Raw genomic sequence first — 13,949 nt, 5'->3', positions numbered from 1 at the left:
GGACACCCGATGAACGACAAAGTGATTTTAGTCGATGCACACGATATTCAGATCGGTGTGTGTGACAAACGCGACGCACACCTGGGAACGGGACGGCTGCATCGCGCCTTTTCGGTACACCTGATCGACAGCGCCGGGCGCCATCTGATTCAACGTCGCGCAGCAGGTAAAATGCTGTGGCCCGGTTTCTGGTCGAATGCTTGCTGCAGCCATCCGGCACCTGGCGAGACTGTTCCGGATGCGGCGTCACGCCGTCTGCGCGAAGAACTGGGGATCTCTGCCTCCTGCCGCTCGCTGTACAGTTTTGAATACCATGCGCACTTTGGTTCGATCGGGGCAGAACACGAACTTTGTCATGTATTGATTGCTCAATCTGACGCGGTGGTCTCCCCGACCACGGAGGAAGTCAGTGAGGTCGCGTGGCTGACCCGCGCGCAAGTATCAGCCCAACTTTCAGATCCGGCAGTCCCCTTCACACCCTGGTTTCGAATGCAGTGGTGCCGCCTGCTAGCGCAGCACCCCACATTCGATACCCCCGCATGTCAGGAATAAGTTCAGCGCCTTGCCAGGCTTGGTGTCCTCACACGCAGGTCTCCCAGGTCAATCGTCAGATCATTGCCCGGCCGGCTGCCCAGCGTGTCGTTCAGGTTCATCCGCAAGGGCTTATCGGCGTCCAGACCATATTCAAGGTCTGCATTGACGCGCTTCTGGGTATGACTCAGGCCCGCACTGCTGGAAAAACTGAGATTCGTCATCGAGGGTATCGACATGCCATGGGACTGGGTGGCGGTATAGCTCAGACTCATGTGTTTGACCCGCAGATTGGTGCGATCGCTCAGTGCGCGCCTGATCAGCGGCTCAGAACTTTCACCGGCAAGGTGACTGCGCTCTATCGCTCGCAGGATCTCTGGTTTGAGCTCCATGCCAAGCGTCACCGAAGTGCCCTCGCCATGCTGCAACTGATCGAGCACCTGGGCAAATTGTGGGTCAGCCTTCAACCACTGCTCGATCGCCGCTTTGTTGGCCGGCGCCACATCATCCAGCCAGGTATGACGGCCATCGTCCCTTAACCCCACGCGGGTGACAGAAGACTCCACTGACGCCAGTTGGCGAAGACCCTGTTTCACCAGGTCCTGCTGGACCATCAACCCATTCAATGACTGGCTGATGGCATGGTAAGCATCCGGCTTCGTCGCTATCGGCGGGTGCGTCGCGAGAAACCGTTGCACCGAGGCTAGCTGCTGATCCACCGTATTCCCCGACAGCTCGATCGCAGCCAGATCCTGCCTGAACGTCGGTGAGTAAAGCGACACACTGCGCTTCAGGTCATCAACCTGAGACTGAGTCACCGGTTGCGGATGCTTGAAAGAAAAACTGAAGGCCTGCGATTCGCCGCGATCAAACTTCACCATGACCGACAGTTCCGGCAATGCAAACACCGCCGCGCTGGGCCCACCGCTTTCGGCGCTGACCAACGCTAACGCATTGAGGGGCGCGATATTGGCCCCCACGCCTCCTTGCCGGAGGAACTGTGCGCTGGTTGCCGCATTGTGACGGGTGCCGGTTGCAGTGCGTGTGGCGGACTGACTCTTATCGGTATGGAAAAGATTGAGGTTTGCCACCCCGCCAACGCCAGCACGTATAACCGAGTCCAGCTCTGCGATGTCTTCCTGCGGGCTGTACATCAAGCGCAATTGCGCAAGTGCGTCCACATTGACGTCACCACTGACCTTCGAACTCTTACCTGCCGCATGCTCCTCCCCCAAAGCCAGCAGATCATAGACGCTACCTGTCTCACCGGTAAGGATCGACATCATCTTGCCAAAGTCCGCCTCTTTGACGTCGAAGGCGATGCTTGCTCCCTGGTTTTTTGCAACTGCGGCCGTCAGTTCCGCTGCAACCCTCAAGCCCGGCCCTACTGCGCCCGATCCTTTGCCTAAGGTCACGCCCGAGCCCACCGAACCCGCCAGTCGCCGCATGTCGTCCGAACTGATTTCAACCCGAGCGCCTTTGTCGGTACGGCTGATACTTACCCCATGGGTATGAGACTTGGAGACGCCCAGGAAAAACTCTACGGGGGCAATTGGCTTTATCCCCGTCACCATCAACCCCAGGCTTTTGCCTTGGGTTCGGCTCGGGGAAAGGGTCTGGCCACTGCTCAGTTGCTGTACTTGCTGCGTCATCGCGTCTTTGATGGAGGCATCCTTGGGCAATCCCAAGAGCCCCGAAAGATGCCAGTGAAGCGCAGAGCCGGGTGTGCCAAGGTCCTTGGCCAACAGCTTGAAGTTGCCATACAAGGATTCGGCCTGCGCATAACTGGCGATACCTTGGCTGGCCAATGTGTGCACAGGGCTGTCCTGGAACGCTTGCATGACATCCGCAAGAGACTTTTCCAAGCGTGCCAAGGCGCTTGGGCTATGGCCTGATGTAGCGTCGAGCGCCTGTACCAGGTCCGCCAATTGCTTGAGCGTACTCGCATGATGGATCAGATCGCCTTCGATCAATGCCGAGGGGTGATCGAGGTCCCGCTTGCCCCCGGGCTTGGCCGTGGGAAGCGTCACGCCCTGCCCCTCAAAGTTGGCCAACAACGCGGCGGTCGTTTTTTCCGACGAGGGAGAGACTCTCTTAAACGCTTCATAGAGCTGATGCAGCGTCGAGCCAGGGTTGATTTCCGCCCTGTTCAATGTGGGCTTGGGGTCGAACGTTACACCGTGAGCGTCGCCCAAGCGGCGTGCGCTTGACTGGCTACTCTCCTCCACCTGCGTCAGCGCCTGGCGAATCTGCCCGGCCAGGGCCTGTCGCGGTCCTGGTTCGCTCAACGCGGTGAGCCGCAGATCCAATTCAGCCGAAACCGGCCTGCTCTGCGCGAGAGGAGTGAGTTGCTGGTGCAGTCGCCGATCGTCAGCGTAGATGCCCTCCAACCCCTTGCGGCCATTGAAGTGCTGCTGAACACCTTTGGCTTTTTGGCTGAGGGCCTCCAGGGGATGAAAGTGTGCGCTGATCCCTTGAGAATATTGACGCTTGAGCGGCACCCCCTCACGGGTTTGCCCCATGACATTGCTGCCGACTGACAATGCCCCGCCGGGAAACTGCGCGCGCAGTTGCGTACTGGCCAACGTGTCGGCTAACGATGGCGCCGGGGTCGTCGATTGCATCGGGCCCCACTCCAGTGCTGAGGCGCTGGCATTATCCAGTCGGTAGAGCTGCTTGTTCCACCCCCCAATCAAGTGCTTATCAGCGTCCATCCGCAAGGACTCCAACGGTTGGCGACCCGGAAGTTCAACGCTGCTCCAGTGCTGCACGCCCGCGGTAGTGCCCTGCCAGGCTTCGCGATTCAACCTGAACAGTTCTCCGCCCTGGGTATGTGCATAAAGATTGCCCACGTGATCCAGGGCCAGTGTTTTGATGTCAATCGCGGGTGACGCGTGTAACGGCTGGGCGTCCCCATCGCGATGGACCTGAAGCTGGTTGGTCTGGTCGACGGTGACAAAATTGCGGCCGTCAGCGACAGCGAATCCGGTAATGCGCCGCTGACTATCCCCTGCGAGCACTTCGTCAAGGGTCACTTGCGGGCGCGGCGCAGGAAGAGCGGCCAAGTCATGGCTGGCACCCTCCATCAGCGGATCGCGCACTTGGCTGATGGCCACGGCCTTCAGTTGCCCTTCTTGCAGCACATAGGCACGACCATCCAACCCACGCTCCAGATGCTCGACACCGGGCTGAACGGTGTCTTGCCAACGTTGCGCCGCCGCGTCCCAGGTCAACAGGGTGCCCGCATCCAAGGCAACCTTGCCCCGCTGTCCCAGATCGACCGCCGCCGCCAGTGCGTGTTGGCTGGGCAGCGGCAGGCCTTTCTCGATGCCCTTGACCAGCACGTCGCTAAGGTTCCATTGCGGACGTAGGGTGTTTGCGTCCCCCAGGGGCACGCTGTGCAATTGCTGACGTGCGTCGCGAACCTGAGCATTGAGTTGCCCCGCATCATCATGAAAGAAGCCTTCGACACTGACGGCTCCCTTCAACGCCCGCTCCAGCGATTCAAGCGGTTGACGGACCATCGGCAACTGTTGATCTCGCGCTATGCGCAGGTCTGCTTGGACCAATTCTCCGTCCGTGGTCGCGCCATACAGCGCGTTTCCCGACAACCCGATACGGGCGAGCTGCACGGGCGCTCCCAGCTCATCCACCGGCTGCACGGCCTGCACACTCCCGCCCTGGACATGCACCAAAGAAGCCTCCCGGGCCTGGTTCAGCTGCACCGTAGTGCGGCCATGCGCACTGCTGTCGGCAACGCCCTTGGGGGTCTTTAGCAACTGCCCCTCGTTCGTCAGGCCAATACGGTTGAATGCACGAGCGTCTGCGTCATGCATCCACGACAGTGTGAGGGGTTCAAAGCGAAACAGTCGATCGCCGTCCAGGCGAAACTGCTGGCCATCCACCGTCGTTTGAACCGCGCTGACGCTGCCCAGATGCGCGCGCCCCGGACTCTCGACAACGTCGCCGATTGCATCCGGAAGGCTGCTTTTGAACACCGCCGCGACCGCCGGTGTGGAATGGATGTGAAACACATGCTGGCGCTCGTCCTTCATCCGCAACGTATGCGTACCTGCTGTCGAAGGACCATCAGCCACATAGTGTTTATTGGGCTGGTTGAGGTGGTGGGCGATATCACGGCCAGTCAGTGTCGTATCAGCCTGTACCTTGCCATCGTTGAGGGAAACATCGAACTGCATTGAGGTCGGGTGCAAGGGTTGATAGTGCAGCAACACTGGCGGAGACAGTTCCTGGCCCGGCCTCTTCAAGCGTTCCACCAGATCATTCTGTAACTTGAAAAGAGCTTTCAATTCCGTGCGCATGGCAATACTCCCAAACAAAATTCATCACAGCTGTCTAGTGGGCATCCGCCCTGTTTGGTTCCACCACGGGCCTTTCCACAACGGCGACTGCATGCGCACGAAAAAACCACTCAACTGTATTTTGACGCTCGCTTGACCCACTGTTAGTGTCCGGCTCCATCCCTACACGGAGTGCTTTCGATGAAACTGGATATCTTTCAAGTCGACGCTTTCAGTCAATCGGTCTTTGGCGGCAACCCGGCTGCGGTGTGCCCGCTGACCGAGTGGCTCAGCGATGAGCAACTGCAAAACATCGCAGCGGAAAACAACCTCTCCGAAACCGCCTATTTCGTACCCCGTGGCGAGTTCTACGAGTTGCGCTGGTTTACCCCGGAGGTCGAAGTGGACCTGTGCGGCCACGCCACACTTGCGGCGGCCTGGGTGTTGATTCACCTGCTGGGGGATGCGCCTGAAGTGTTGCGCTTTGCGACACGCAGTGGCGAACTGCGGGTCACGCGTAACGGTGACGAGTTGGCAATGGACTTCCCGGCCAAGCAACCCCAGCCTTGTGAGCCACCCGATGGAATGTTGAGCGCGCTGGGCATTGAACAGGCCGAAGTGTTCAGCACCGATGACTACATCGTGTTGCTGGAAGACGAAGCGCAAGTCGCCGCACTGAAACCGGATTTTGCCCACCTCAAGGGTTTGCCGAAACGCGGGATTGCAGTGACCGCCAAAAGCGCACGGTTCGATTTTATCTCCCGCTGGTTCGGGCCCAACGTGGGCGTGAATGAAGACCCGGTCACCGGCTCGGCCCATACGTCACTGGCGCCGTTCTGGGCCGAACGCTTGGGCAAGTCGAGCATGACAGCGGAGCAAGGCGGAACGCGCCGCGGCCAGCTGCGCTGCGAACTCAAGGGTGACCGCGTGATCATTTCCGGCCATGCCGTGCTCTACCTGCAAGGCACGATTTACCTGTAAAAAGCAGTGCCCCAAGGACAACAGATCATTCTCAAAATGAACGGAGTTCAGCGCGTGTTTTCGATTTCCCGCCGTCAACTGTCGGTGATTGCCGCAGCCCTTGCCCTGGCTGCATGCAACACCTCTGTCAACGAACCGCCACCGGCACCGGAGCTGGGTTCAGGCTATCGCACCGACCTCACCACCCAACAGGCCAAGCGTCATATGGCAGCGGCCGCCAACCCGCTGGCGGCCGAGGCCGGGCGCGAAATGCTGCGCAAGGGCGGTTCGGCGATCGATGCGGCGATTGCGATGCAGGCGGTGTTGACCCTGGTGGAGCCGCAGTCTTCCGGCATCGGCGGTGGCGCGTTCATCATGCTCTGGGACGGGAAAAAGGTGCACGCCTATGACGGCCGAGAAACCGCTCCGGCCGGGGCGACGCAGCAGTTGTTCCTGAGGGCTGACGGCAAGCCGATGGCATTTCCGGAAGCGCAGATCGGCGGACGCTCGGTCGGCACCCCTGGGGTATTGCGTGCGCTCGAAATGGCGCACAAGAAGACCGGTCATCTGCAATGGGCCGAGCTGTTCGAGCCGGCGATCCGGTTGGCGGAACAGGGTTTTGCCATTTCTCCACGCCTGCACAGCCTGATCGCGGCCGACCGCTATATCGCGCAATCGCCGGACATGGCGGCGTACTTCCTGAACGCCGATGGCACACCCAAAGCCACCGGTACCCTGTTGAAAAACCCGGCGCTGGCCGATGTGTTCAAACGCATCGCCAAGGAAGGGCCGGATGCGCTGTACCAAGGGCCGATTGCCGATGAGATCGCACGCAAGGTGCAGGGCCATCGCAACGCCGGCAGCCTGTCCCAGGCGGACCTCAAGGGCTATACCGCCAAGGAACGCACGCCGCTGTACACCGATTACAAACAATGGAAAGTCTGCGGCATGCCGCCGCCATCCTCGGGCGGCGTCGCCATCGCACAAATCCTCGGCACCTTGCAGGCGCTGGAAGCCCGCGATCCTGCCCTGGCCATCGCAGCGATGCAACCGCTGAAAAGCCCGTCGCCCGCCGGCCTTGAGCCAACCCCCGAAGCCGTGCACCTGTTGGCCGAAGCCGGACGCCTGGCCTTTGCCGATCGTGGCCTCTACGTCGCCGACGCGGACTTCGTCCCGGTGCCGGTGGCGGGCCTTGTCGCACCGGATTACCTGGCAAAACGTGCCGCCCTGATCGGCGCGCGCAGCATGGGCATCGCCAAGCCGGGCGTGCCGGCGGGCATCCAGGTGGCCTACGCACCGGATCGCTCGCCGCTGCGCATTTCCACGTCGCAAGTGGTGGCGGTGGATGACCTCGGCGGCGCCGTGTCGATGACCACCACGGTGGAAGCGGCGTTTGGCGCCCATGTCATGGTCCAGGGCTTCCTGCTCAACAACCAGATGACCGACTTTTCGTTTATCCCCGAGGAAAACGGCCAGCCCGTGGCCAACCGTGTCGAGCCGGGTAAACGCCCGCGTTCGGCCATGGCGCCGACCCTGGTGTTCGACCGCAAGAGCGGCGAGTTACTGGCCACGGTCGGCTCCCCCGGTGGCTCACAAATCATCGAGTACGTGAGCAAGTCGCTGGTGGCGATGCTCGACTGGAAACTCGATCCGCAAGCCGCCATCAGCCTGCCCAACTTCGGCAGCCGCAATGGCGCGACCGAACTGGAAAGCGGCCTGTTCAGCCCCGCGCTGAAACAGGCCCTCAAGGACAAAGGCCATGCGCTGAGCGAGATCGATATGACCAGCGGCATCCAGGCCATCGTCCTCACCCGGGATGCCCAGGGCAAGGTGTCGCTGAGCGGCGGCGCCGACCCTCGGCGTGAAGGCGAAGCGGTCGGCGACTGATTAATCATTCAACGGAGAAACGCCCGTGCAGCAAGCAGATAACCTCGGCGCCATTCCCGGCATCGACCACGGTTTTTGTTCGATCGATGATCCGCTGCGCCCGGAAGCGGTGTTCATCTGCAAGCAAATGCACAGCGCCTCAGTGATTGAATGGCAAGCCGGCGCAGTGCCCAATACGGTGGAGGCAGATGGGGTATATACCGGCGAGCCTCACCCCATCGCGGTGATCACGGCCGATTGCCTGCCCATTCTCATCGCCGCCACAAACGGCGAGAAGGTAGCGGCCGTCCATGGCGGGTGGAAAGGCTTGCAAGGCGGGATTGTAGCTAACGCCGTGCAGCGTTTTGCTGATGAAGGCATTGCCGTCGACCAGTTGCGGGTGGCGATCGGACCGTCGATCAAGCCATGCTGCTATGAGGTGAGCGAGGGGTTTATCACACAGTTCCAGGCGGATCAGGGGCACTTGTGGTTGAACGGGCGAGCGCCGTGGAGCGCCGCGCAGCCCGCGCCGTTGCTGCCACCTGAAATTGCACCACCCCACGCCAGGCAAGCGGGCAGTGCGTGGTTTGATTTGAGTGGCTATGGGGTGATGTTGCTGCAAGCAGCCGGCATCCGGCGGGAGCAGATCGAGGTGAGTAAGGTGTGCACTTACTGCACCTCTCCCACCTTTGCCAGCTATCGCCGAAGGACGCATAACCCGGAGGAACAGAAGACGTTGATCTATTCGTGGATTGCTCGTCTCACCGACTGATCTTCAACCCCTTACGCCCCGCATGCCGCTCCAATGCCAGCTCGATCAACCGGCTCACCAGCTCGCTGTAGCTCATGCCCGCAGCCTGCCACAACTTGGGGTACATGCTGATGCGGGTGAAGCCGGGCAGTGAGTTGATTTCGTTGATCAGCACTTCACCGTCGTCGGTGAGGAACACGTCGACCCGTGCCAGACCGGAACAGCCCAGCACCTCGAACGCCTCGATGGCCAACCCGCGAATGCGCTCGCTGGCTTCCTGGCTGATATCGGCCGGCACCACCACCTGGGCAGCCTGGTCGTCAATGTACTTGCTGTCGTAGGAATAGAAACCGCTGCTCACCACGATCTCCCCACAACCACTGGCGATGGGGTTTTCATTGCCGAGCACGGCGCATTCGATTTCACGGCCTTTTACGGCGGATTCAACCAACACCTTTTCATCAAAACCCAGGGCCAGTTCGACGGCCGCGTGGTACTCGGCTTCATCGCCGACTTTACTCACGCCTACCGAGGAACCCTGGTTCGCAGGTTTGACGAACATCGGCAGGCCGAGCTTGTTCACCGCAGCCTCAAACGACGTACGTGCCGCGTTGCTACGGGTCAGGGTGATGAACGGGGTGACCGCAATGCCAGCATCGCGCAGCAAGCGCTTGCTGATGTCCTTGTCCATGCACACGGCCGAGCCGAGCACGTCGGAGCCGACGAAAGGCAAGTCCGCCATGCGCAACAGGCCTTGCAGGCAACCGTCTTCGCCGAGGGTGCCGTGGACAATGGGGAAGATCACATCCACATGCTCCAGCAGGCCCGTGCCCGAAGTTTCCACCAGTTGCTGGTTGGCCTTGCCGGGCACGACCGCCAGCTCGCGGTTGGACTGGTTGAGGGCGATCAGGGCCGGGTTTTCCTGGTTGAGCAGGAAATTCGATGTGTCGTTGAGGTGCCAGTGGCCGGCCTTGTCGATGCCGATCAGCACCGGCTCGAAACGGGAGCGATCCAGCGCATCAACAATGTTGCGCGCCGACTGCAACGAGACTTCATGCTCGGCCGACCGGCCACCAAAAATAATACCTACCCGCACCTTGCTCATGACCCGGCCTCACTGTTGAAAGTAAGGCTTCTTACCACGTGTGGTCAGCGATTCGCTACCAGATGTGCACCGAACAACAGGTAGCAGCCCCCGGCAAAGCGGTCGAGCCATTTGCGTGAACGGCTGTAAAGGTCGGCCATGCGCTGACTGGAAAACACCAGGGCCACACACGAATACCAGCTGAACGACAAGGTGGCCATGGTGATTACCGCCAGGGTCAGCAGCATCGGCGAGGGAGACGGCGGCATGGTGGACGCGAAGATGGTGGCCACAAACAGCGCCGCCTTGGGGTTGGACAAGTTGCCCAGCAGGCCCAGCCGCCATGCGGAAAACAACGAGCGCCGTGCCTCAGCCGACAGCATGCCCTGGCCCATGGCCGGTGCCGAGCGCCTGAATAGCTTCAACCCGAGGTAGATCAAGTAGCAGCCACCCATGATCTTGAACGCCAGGTACAGCATCGGCGCAGCGGTAAACAAGGACTTGATCCCCAGGCCTCCGGCCAGTCCCCACAGGATGGTACCCGTCGCCACGCCGGCCGATGCCACCACGCCATGGCGGCGCGAACAACTGGCGGCCAATTGCGCCGTGTTGAAAAAGTTGGGGCCGGGCGTCACCACTGCCACCGTCCACAGCAGGGCCAGCGAAACCAGGGGCGCCAGGTAGGCGGGGTTGAAAAAATCCATGAGAGGCCGCTCCATCAGTGCAAGGCACGAACAGCAATCATAGGCCTCGCCCACACCCTGCACAATCGTACAAGACCTCGGCAGACAATCCGAGCCAGACTGGGTTAACGTACTTCCCTCTCTTTTTTGTGACACGCCACCATGGGCAAACCCACCGCCATCCTCGACTGGCTGCACCGCGCCCCGCATGCCAGCGGCCTGGACCGTATCGAGGCCTATTTTGCCGGCTTCGCCTTCGACCCGCATCGCCATGACACCTACGCCATCGGGCGGACGCTGATGGGTGTGCAGAGTTTTCACTACCGCGGCGACATGGTCCACAGCCTGCCCGGCACCACCATGGTCCTGCACCCCGATGAGACCCACGACGGTCATGCGGGCAGCGACGAAGGGTTCAAGTACCGGATGATTTATGTCGAGCCGTCGCTGATCCAGCAGATTCTCGGCGGCAAGCCGTTGCCGTTCATCCCTAACGGTTTATCCACGGATCCGAGGCTGTTCCGCGCCAGCGAAGTGCTGCTGCAGAACCTCGAAAACCCCATCGACCCGTTGCAGGAACAGGACGCCCTGTTCGACCTGGCCCACGCGCTCAGCAACGTGTCGGGCGCCATCATCAGCCGCAAGACCTTCGACTATGTGGCCGCCGAGCGCGCGCGGGAATTTATCCACAGCGCCCTGGGCCGCAGCATCACCCTGGATGAAATGGCCAACCATGCCGGCCGCGACCGCTGGGCCTTGTCGCGGGATTTTCGCTTGCTGTTCGGCACCAGCCCCTACCGCTACCTGACCATGCGTCGGTTGGATCTGGTGCGCAGCCTGCTGGCCCAGGGCCAATCGTTGGTGGACGCGGCGATGACCGCCGGCTTTACCGACCAGAGCCACATGACCCGGCAGTTTCGCAGCACCTACGGCATGCCACCGTCGCGCTGGGTAAAAATGTCAGACCGTTTCCAGGACAGGTGACCCGGCCGGGCGCTTGGGGCGCAGCGCCAACAGCGCGCCTGCCAGAGCAACAGTGCGAGGAAACAGTACCGGACGCCGAAGCGGTTCATGCGCTCACCCTCCGTCGCCGGGCGCAGTCGGACGATCTCGCTGGTCTATCCGCCGTACCGGCAGTACTCACCGAAGTGGTGAGTTTCACGCCTGCGGCGTCAAGCTCGAAGCCTGGAGTTGACCTCCGATGGTCAAGAAATGCCCGCCTGCCACATGGTGCAACGTGCGCAGTTCATCATGCCCTTCGAAGTGCCACCGGCCGTCGCTGAATACGCGGTCGTCGGCATAGGCCGCGACGACTTCACCCAGGAAAAGATCGTAAGTCTGCTGGTTGTGAGGCTCGGGCAGCAGGCGGCATTCCAACCACGCCACACAACCTTCCAGCAGCGGTGCTTCGGTGTGTTCTCCCTTGAACGTTTGCAAGCCGTAAGCGGCAAACTTGTCAGTCTCGGAGCCGGTGGTGTTGCCGACCGTCTGCACAAGATCCACCTGGGCCGCGCAAGGCACCTGGAGCACAAAGGTGCCGGCGCCTTCCAGCAATTGACGTGTCCAAGTGGCCTTGTCCAGCACCACGGCGACTTTAGGCGGTTCGAAATCCAGCGGCATGGCCCAAGCAGCCGCCATGATATTGCGCTGGCCGTTGTGCGCGGCGCTCACCAGCACGGTCGGGCCATGGTTGAGCAAACGGTAGGCTTTGGACAGCGGAACGGGGCGACGGTGGGTAGGGCTCATGGACGGTCGACTCTTTTATGCCAGAAAGCGCCTACGATACCCGAAGCCCCGGGCTCAACTCGACAGTTGGTTGGCGAACTGCCCGACCGCACTGACCACCTTTTGCGCGCCGTCCTGGATCTCCACGATCACCGTGCCCGCTTCGGCCGCCAGAGCCAGGCCTTGCTCGGCTTGCAGGCGTCCGTCGGTCATCAGGCTGACCGCATCGCGGGCCATGTCCTGGTTCTGACGGACCACGCCCACAATCTCCTCGGTCGCCTTGCTGGTACGCGAGGCCAGTTGCCGCACCTCATCGGCGACCACCGCAAAACCACGCCCCTGCTCGCCTGCACGCGCCGCTTCGATCGCGGCGTTGAGCGCCAGCAGGTTGGTCTGCTCGGCAATGCCGCTGATGGTATTGACGATGGTGCCGATCACCTGGGACTGGGCGTTCAGCGCTTCAATGCCTTCGCCAGCCTGTTGCATGTGCTTGGCCAGGTCGCGCATCACATCCACTGCCTGAGTCACGACGGTCGTACCGCGTTGGGCGCTGTTATCGGTTTGCAACGAAGTGCTGTAAGCCATGTTTGCCGCCTCGGCAACCGCCTGTTCCTGGTTGACCTGATCGGTGATCACCGTGGCGAACTTGACCACTTTGTACAGCCGGTCGGTGGCATCCATCACCGGGTTGTAGGTGGCTTCCAGCCAGACCACACGGCCATGGCTGTCCACGCGTTTGAAGCGCGCCGCGACGAACTCACCGGCGTTCAGACGTTTCCAGAAGTCCTGGTACTCGGTGCTGTTGTATTCCTCCGGCTCGCAGAACATGCGGTGATGTTTGCCCTGGATTTGCGCCAGGCTGTAGCCCATGCCACTGAGGAAGCGATCGTTCGCCGTCAGCACGTGGCCACCAAGGTCGAACTCGATCACCGCGGTGGAACGCACCAACGCGGTGATCAGGTTTTCATGCTCACGGGAAGCCTCGATGGTGCGAGTGAGGTCGCTGGAATAAATCGAGAAATGCTTGATGCGCCCATCGGAACTGCGCACTGGCTGCACAATCGAGCGCAGCCACACTTCCTGGCCATTGCCGCGCACCAAGCGCACGGTGCCGGCGAAATGTTCGCCGCGCACCAGTGCGTTCTTGAAGCGCAGCTGGAACTCGTCTTTGCGCACGTGGGCCGGCACCAAGTCTTCGATCGGACGCCCAAGCAGTTGGCCACTCTGGTAGACCAGTTCCTGCAGGAAGTTGGCATTGGCCCACTCCACCCGGCCTTCGGCGTCCAGCGTCAGGCACAGCATTTCACTTTCCAGGCTCTCCTTGACCTGATTCAAGCTGGACAACTCTTCGCGAAGAGCCGCCAGCTCCTGCTTCAAACGGGTGTTGAACATGGGGCACCGATGATCTAATGGGGGAGATGGATCTGACCTGCATCGGCGCTCCCGGTGTTTTCTGAAGAGGGCTTTAGCCCCATTCCCGAGTATATTTTTAGCCCCATCAGCTGCCATTGTTTCGGCACACGCCCATCACTTGATACTCAAGGGTATTGAGCTTGCCGCTGGAGTCTTCGTAGGTCATGCGCGACGGCACCGTGTTGCACGAGCGGATCGGTGCCGTGACGTTGACCACCTCGGCAATGTCCAGCTTCATGCCATAGCGATAGGCCTGGACTTCGGGTGCCGGCTTGCCCTTTTTGGCGGCGTAGTCGGCCATGGCCTTTTCATTACGCTCCATCATCAGCGCGAACGTACGATCGCCCCCGCCTTCAGCCAAGGCACCAAAAGACAAGACTGCCGTTAACACACCCAGGCCGATTGAATAAACGTTCATGCTTAGTTCCTCGATTGAAAGTTCAGTGTCGAGACTAACCAACTGACCCTGACGCAATCTTCACCAGAACATTACTTATTTGTTAGATAACGGTGAGTTTCCATAATTGTAATGTTCACGCCACGTCTTCGTTATCCAGGGTTTGCAACTATCAGCCCGGGCCAGATCAATAAGAACGCCCACTCCCATAAGAAGCTGAACACTGCCAGTCACCAGG

The 13,949-nt window shown here is 60.8% G+C and carries 11 protein-coding genes; 5 read left to right on the top strand and 6 right to left on the bottom strand.

Annotated elements, in window-relative coordinates; genetic code table 11:
• Positions 1-9: 9 nt before the first annotated feature.
• Positions 10-552, top strand: a complete 543-nt coding sequence (gene idi, locus PF1751_RS03425; RefSeq protein ID WP_010213355.1) for an isopentenyl-diphosphate Delta-isomerase — start codon at positions 10-12, stop codon at positions 550-552.
• A gap of 2 nt (positions 553-554) precedes the next feature.
• Here the strand turns inward: idi and PF1751_RS03420 are convergent, their stop codons facing one another.
• Positions 555-4,853, bottom strand: coding sequence for an AvrE-family type 3 secretion system effector (locus PF1751_RS03420; protein WP_044286603.1), 4,299 nt, complete (start codon positions 4,851-4,853; stop codon positions 555-557).
• A 180-nt stretch (positions 4,854-5,033) separates the two neighbouring features.
• Here PF1751_RS03420 and PF1751_RS03415 point away from each other — a divergent pair, with 180 nt between their 5' ends.
• Genes PF1751_RS03415 through pgeF form a run of 3 tightly spaced genes read left to right on the top strand, consistent with a single transcriptional unit; the run spans position 5,034 to position 8,430 of the window.
• Entirely contained in the window at positions 5,034-5,813 is a 780-nt protein-coding gene (locus tag PF1751_RS03415; protein WP_010213357.1) for a PhzF family phenazine biosynthesis protein, read from the top strand.
• Between the two features lie 36 nt (positions 5,814-5,849).
• Positions 5,850-7,679, top strand: coding sequence for a gamma-glutamyltransferase (ggt, locus tag PF1751_RS03410; RefSeq protein ID WP_044286602.1), 1,830 nt, complete (start codon positions 5,850-5,852; stop codon positions 7,677-7,679).
• 25 nt (positions 7,680-7,704) lie between these two features.
• Positions 7,705-8,430, top strand: coding sequence for a peptidoglycan editing factor PgeF (pgeF, locus tag PF1751_RS03405; RefSeq protein WP_010213360.1), 726 nt, complete (start codon positions 7,705-7,707; stop codon positions 8,428-8,430).
• Here pgeF and ddlA read toward each other — a convergent pair.
• Both ddlA and PF1751_RS03395 read right to left on the bottom strand, forming a co-directional pair.
• Entirely contained in the window at positions 8,420-9,514 is a 1,095-nt protein-coding gene (gene ddlA, locus PF1751_RS03400; protein WP_044286601.1) for a D-alanine--D-alanine ligase, read from the bottom strand. The genes pgeF and ddlA overlap by 11 nt on opposite strands.
• 44 nt (positions 9,515-9,558) lie before the next feature.
• Positions 9,559-10,197, bottom strand: a complete 639-nt coding sequence (locus PF1751_RS03395; RefSeq protein WP_021491953.1) for a LysE family transporter — start codon at positions 10,195-10,197, stop codon at positions 9,559-9,561.
• A gap of 141 nt (positions 10,198-10,338) precedes the next feature.
• Between PF1751_RS03395 and PF1751_RS03390 the strand changes: the two genes are divergently transcribed.
• Positions 10,339-11,160: an AraC family transcriptional regulator gene (locus tag PF1751_RS03390; protein WP_010213364.1), complete on the top strand. Its 822-nt coding sequence runs from the start codon at positions 10,339-10,341 to the stop codon at positions 11,158-11,160.
• A 174-nt stretch (positions 11,161-11,334) separates the two neighbouring features.
• Here the strand turns inward: PF1751_RS03390 and PF1751_RS03385 are convergent, their stop codons facing one another.
• The 3 genes from PF1751_RS03385 to PF1751_RS03375 all read right to left on the bottom strand — a co-directional run bounded on the left by PF1751_RS03385 (position 11,335) and on the right by PF1751_RS03375 (position 13,732).
• Complete coding sequence (locus PF1751_RS03385) at positions 11,335-11,922, bottom strand: flavin reductase family protein (RefSeq protein ID WP_044286600.1); 588 nt, start codon at positions 11,920-11,922, stop codon at positions 11,335-11,337.
• Positions 11,923-11,976: 54 nt separating this feature from the next.
• Positions 11,977-13,293: a methyl-accepting chemotaxis protein gene (locus PF1751_RS03380; RefSeq protein WP_042571030.1), complete on the bottom strand. Its 1,317-nt coding sequence runs from the start codon at positions 13,291-13,293 to the stop codon at positions 11,977-11,979.
• Between the two features lie 106 nt (positions 13,294-13,399).
• On the bottom strand, positions 13,400-13,732 hold the full coding sequence (locus PF1751_RS03375) for a DUF2790 domain-containing protein (protein ID WP_044286599.1): 333 nt from the start codon (positions 13,730-13,732) through the stop codon (positions 13,400-13,402).
• Positions 13,733-13,949: the final 217 nt, after the last annotated feature.

Origin of the sequence: Pseudomonas simiae (assembly GCF_000934565.1) — a bacterium.
Lineage (GTDB): Bacteria > Pseudomonadota > Gammaproteobacteria > Pseudomonadales > Pseudomonadaceae > Aquipseudomonas > Aquipseudomonas simiae.
This window is presented reverse-complemented; position numbering and strand designations above follow the sequence as displayed.

Coding starts and splice junctions, on each gene's coding strand:
- idi (WP_010213355.1), top strand. CDS start 10: ATGAACGACAAAGTGATTTTAGTCGATGCACACGATATTCAGATCGGT.
- PF1751_RS03420 (WP_044286603.1), bottom strand. CDS start 4,853: ATGCGCACGGAATTGAAAGCTCTTTTCAAGTTACAGAATGATCTGGTG.
- PF1751_RS03415 (WP_010213357.1), top strand. CDS start 5,034: ATGAAACTGGATATCTTTCAAGTCGACGCTTTCAGTCAATCGGTCTTT.
- ggt (WP_044286602.1), top strand. CDS start 5,850: ATGAACGGAGTTCAGCGCGTGTTTTCGATTTCCCGCCGTCAACTGTCG.
- ddlA (WP_044286601.1), bottom strand. CDS start 9,514: ATGAGCAAGGTGCGGGTAGGTATTATTTTTGGTGGCCGGTCGGCCGAG.
- PF1751_RS03395 (WP_021491953.1), bottom strand. CDS start 10,197: ATGGATTTTTTCAACCCCGCCTACCTGGCGCCCCTGGTTTCGCTGGCC.
- PF1751_RS03390 (WP_010213364.1), top strand. CDS start 10,339: ATGGGCAAACCCACCGCCATCCTCGACTGGCTGCACCGCGCCCCGCAT.
- PF1751_RS03385 (WP_044286600.1), bottom strand. CDS start 11,922: ATGAGCCCTACCCACCGTCGCCCCGTTCCGCTGTCCAAAGCCTACCGT.
- PF1751_RS03380 (WP_042571030.1), bottom strand. CDS start 13,293: ATGTTCAACACCCGTTTGAAGCAGGAGCTGGCGGCTCTTCGCGAAGAG.
- PF1751_RS03375 (WP_044286599.1), bottom strand. CDS start 13,732: ATGAACGTTTATTCAATCGGCCTGGGTGTGTTAACGGCAGTCTTGTCT.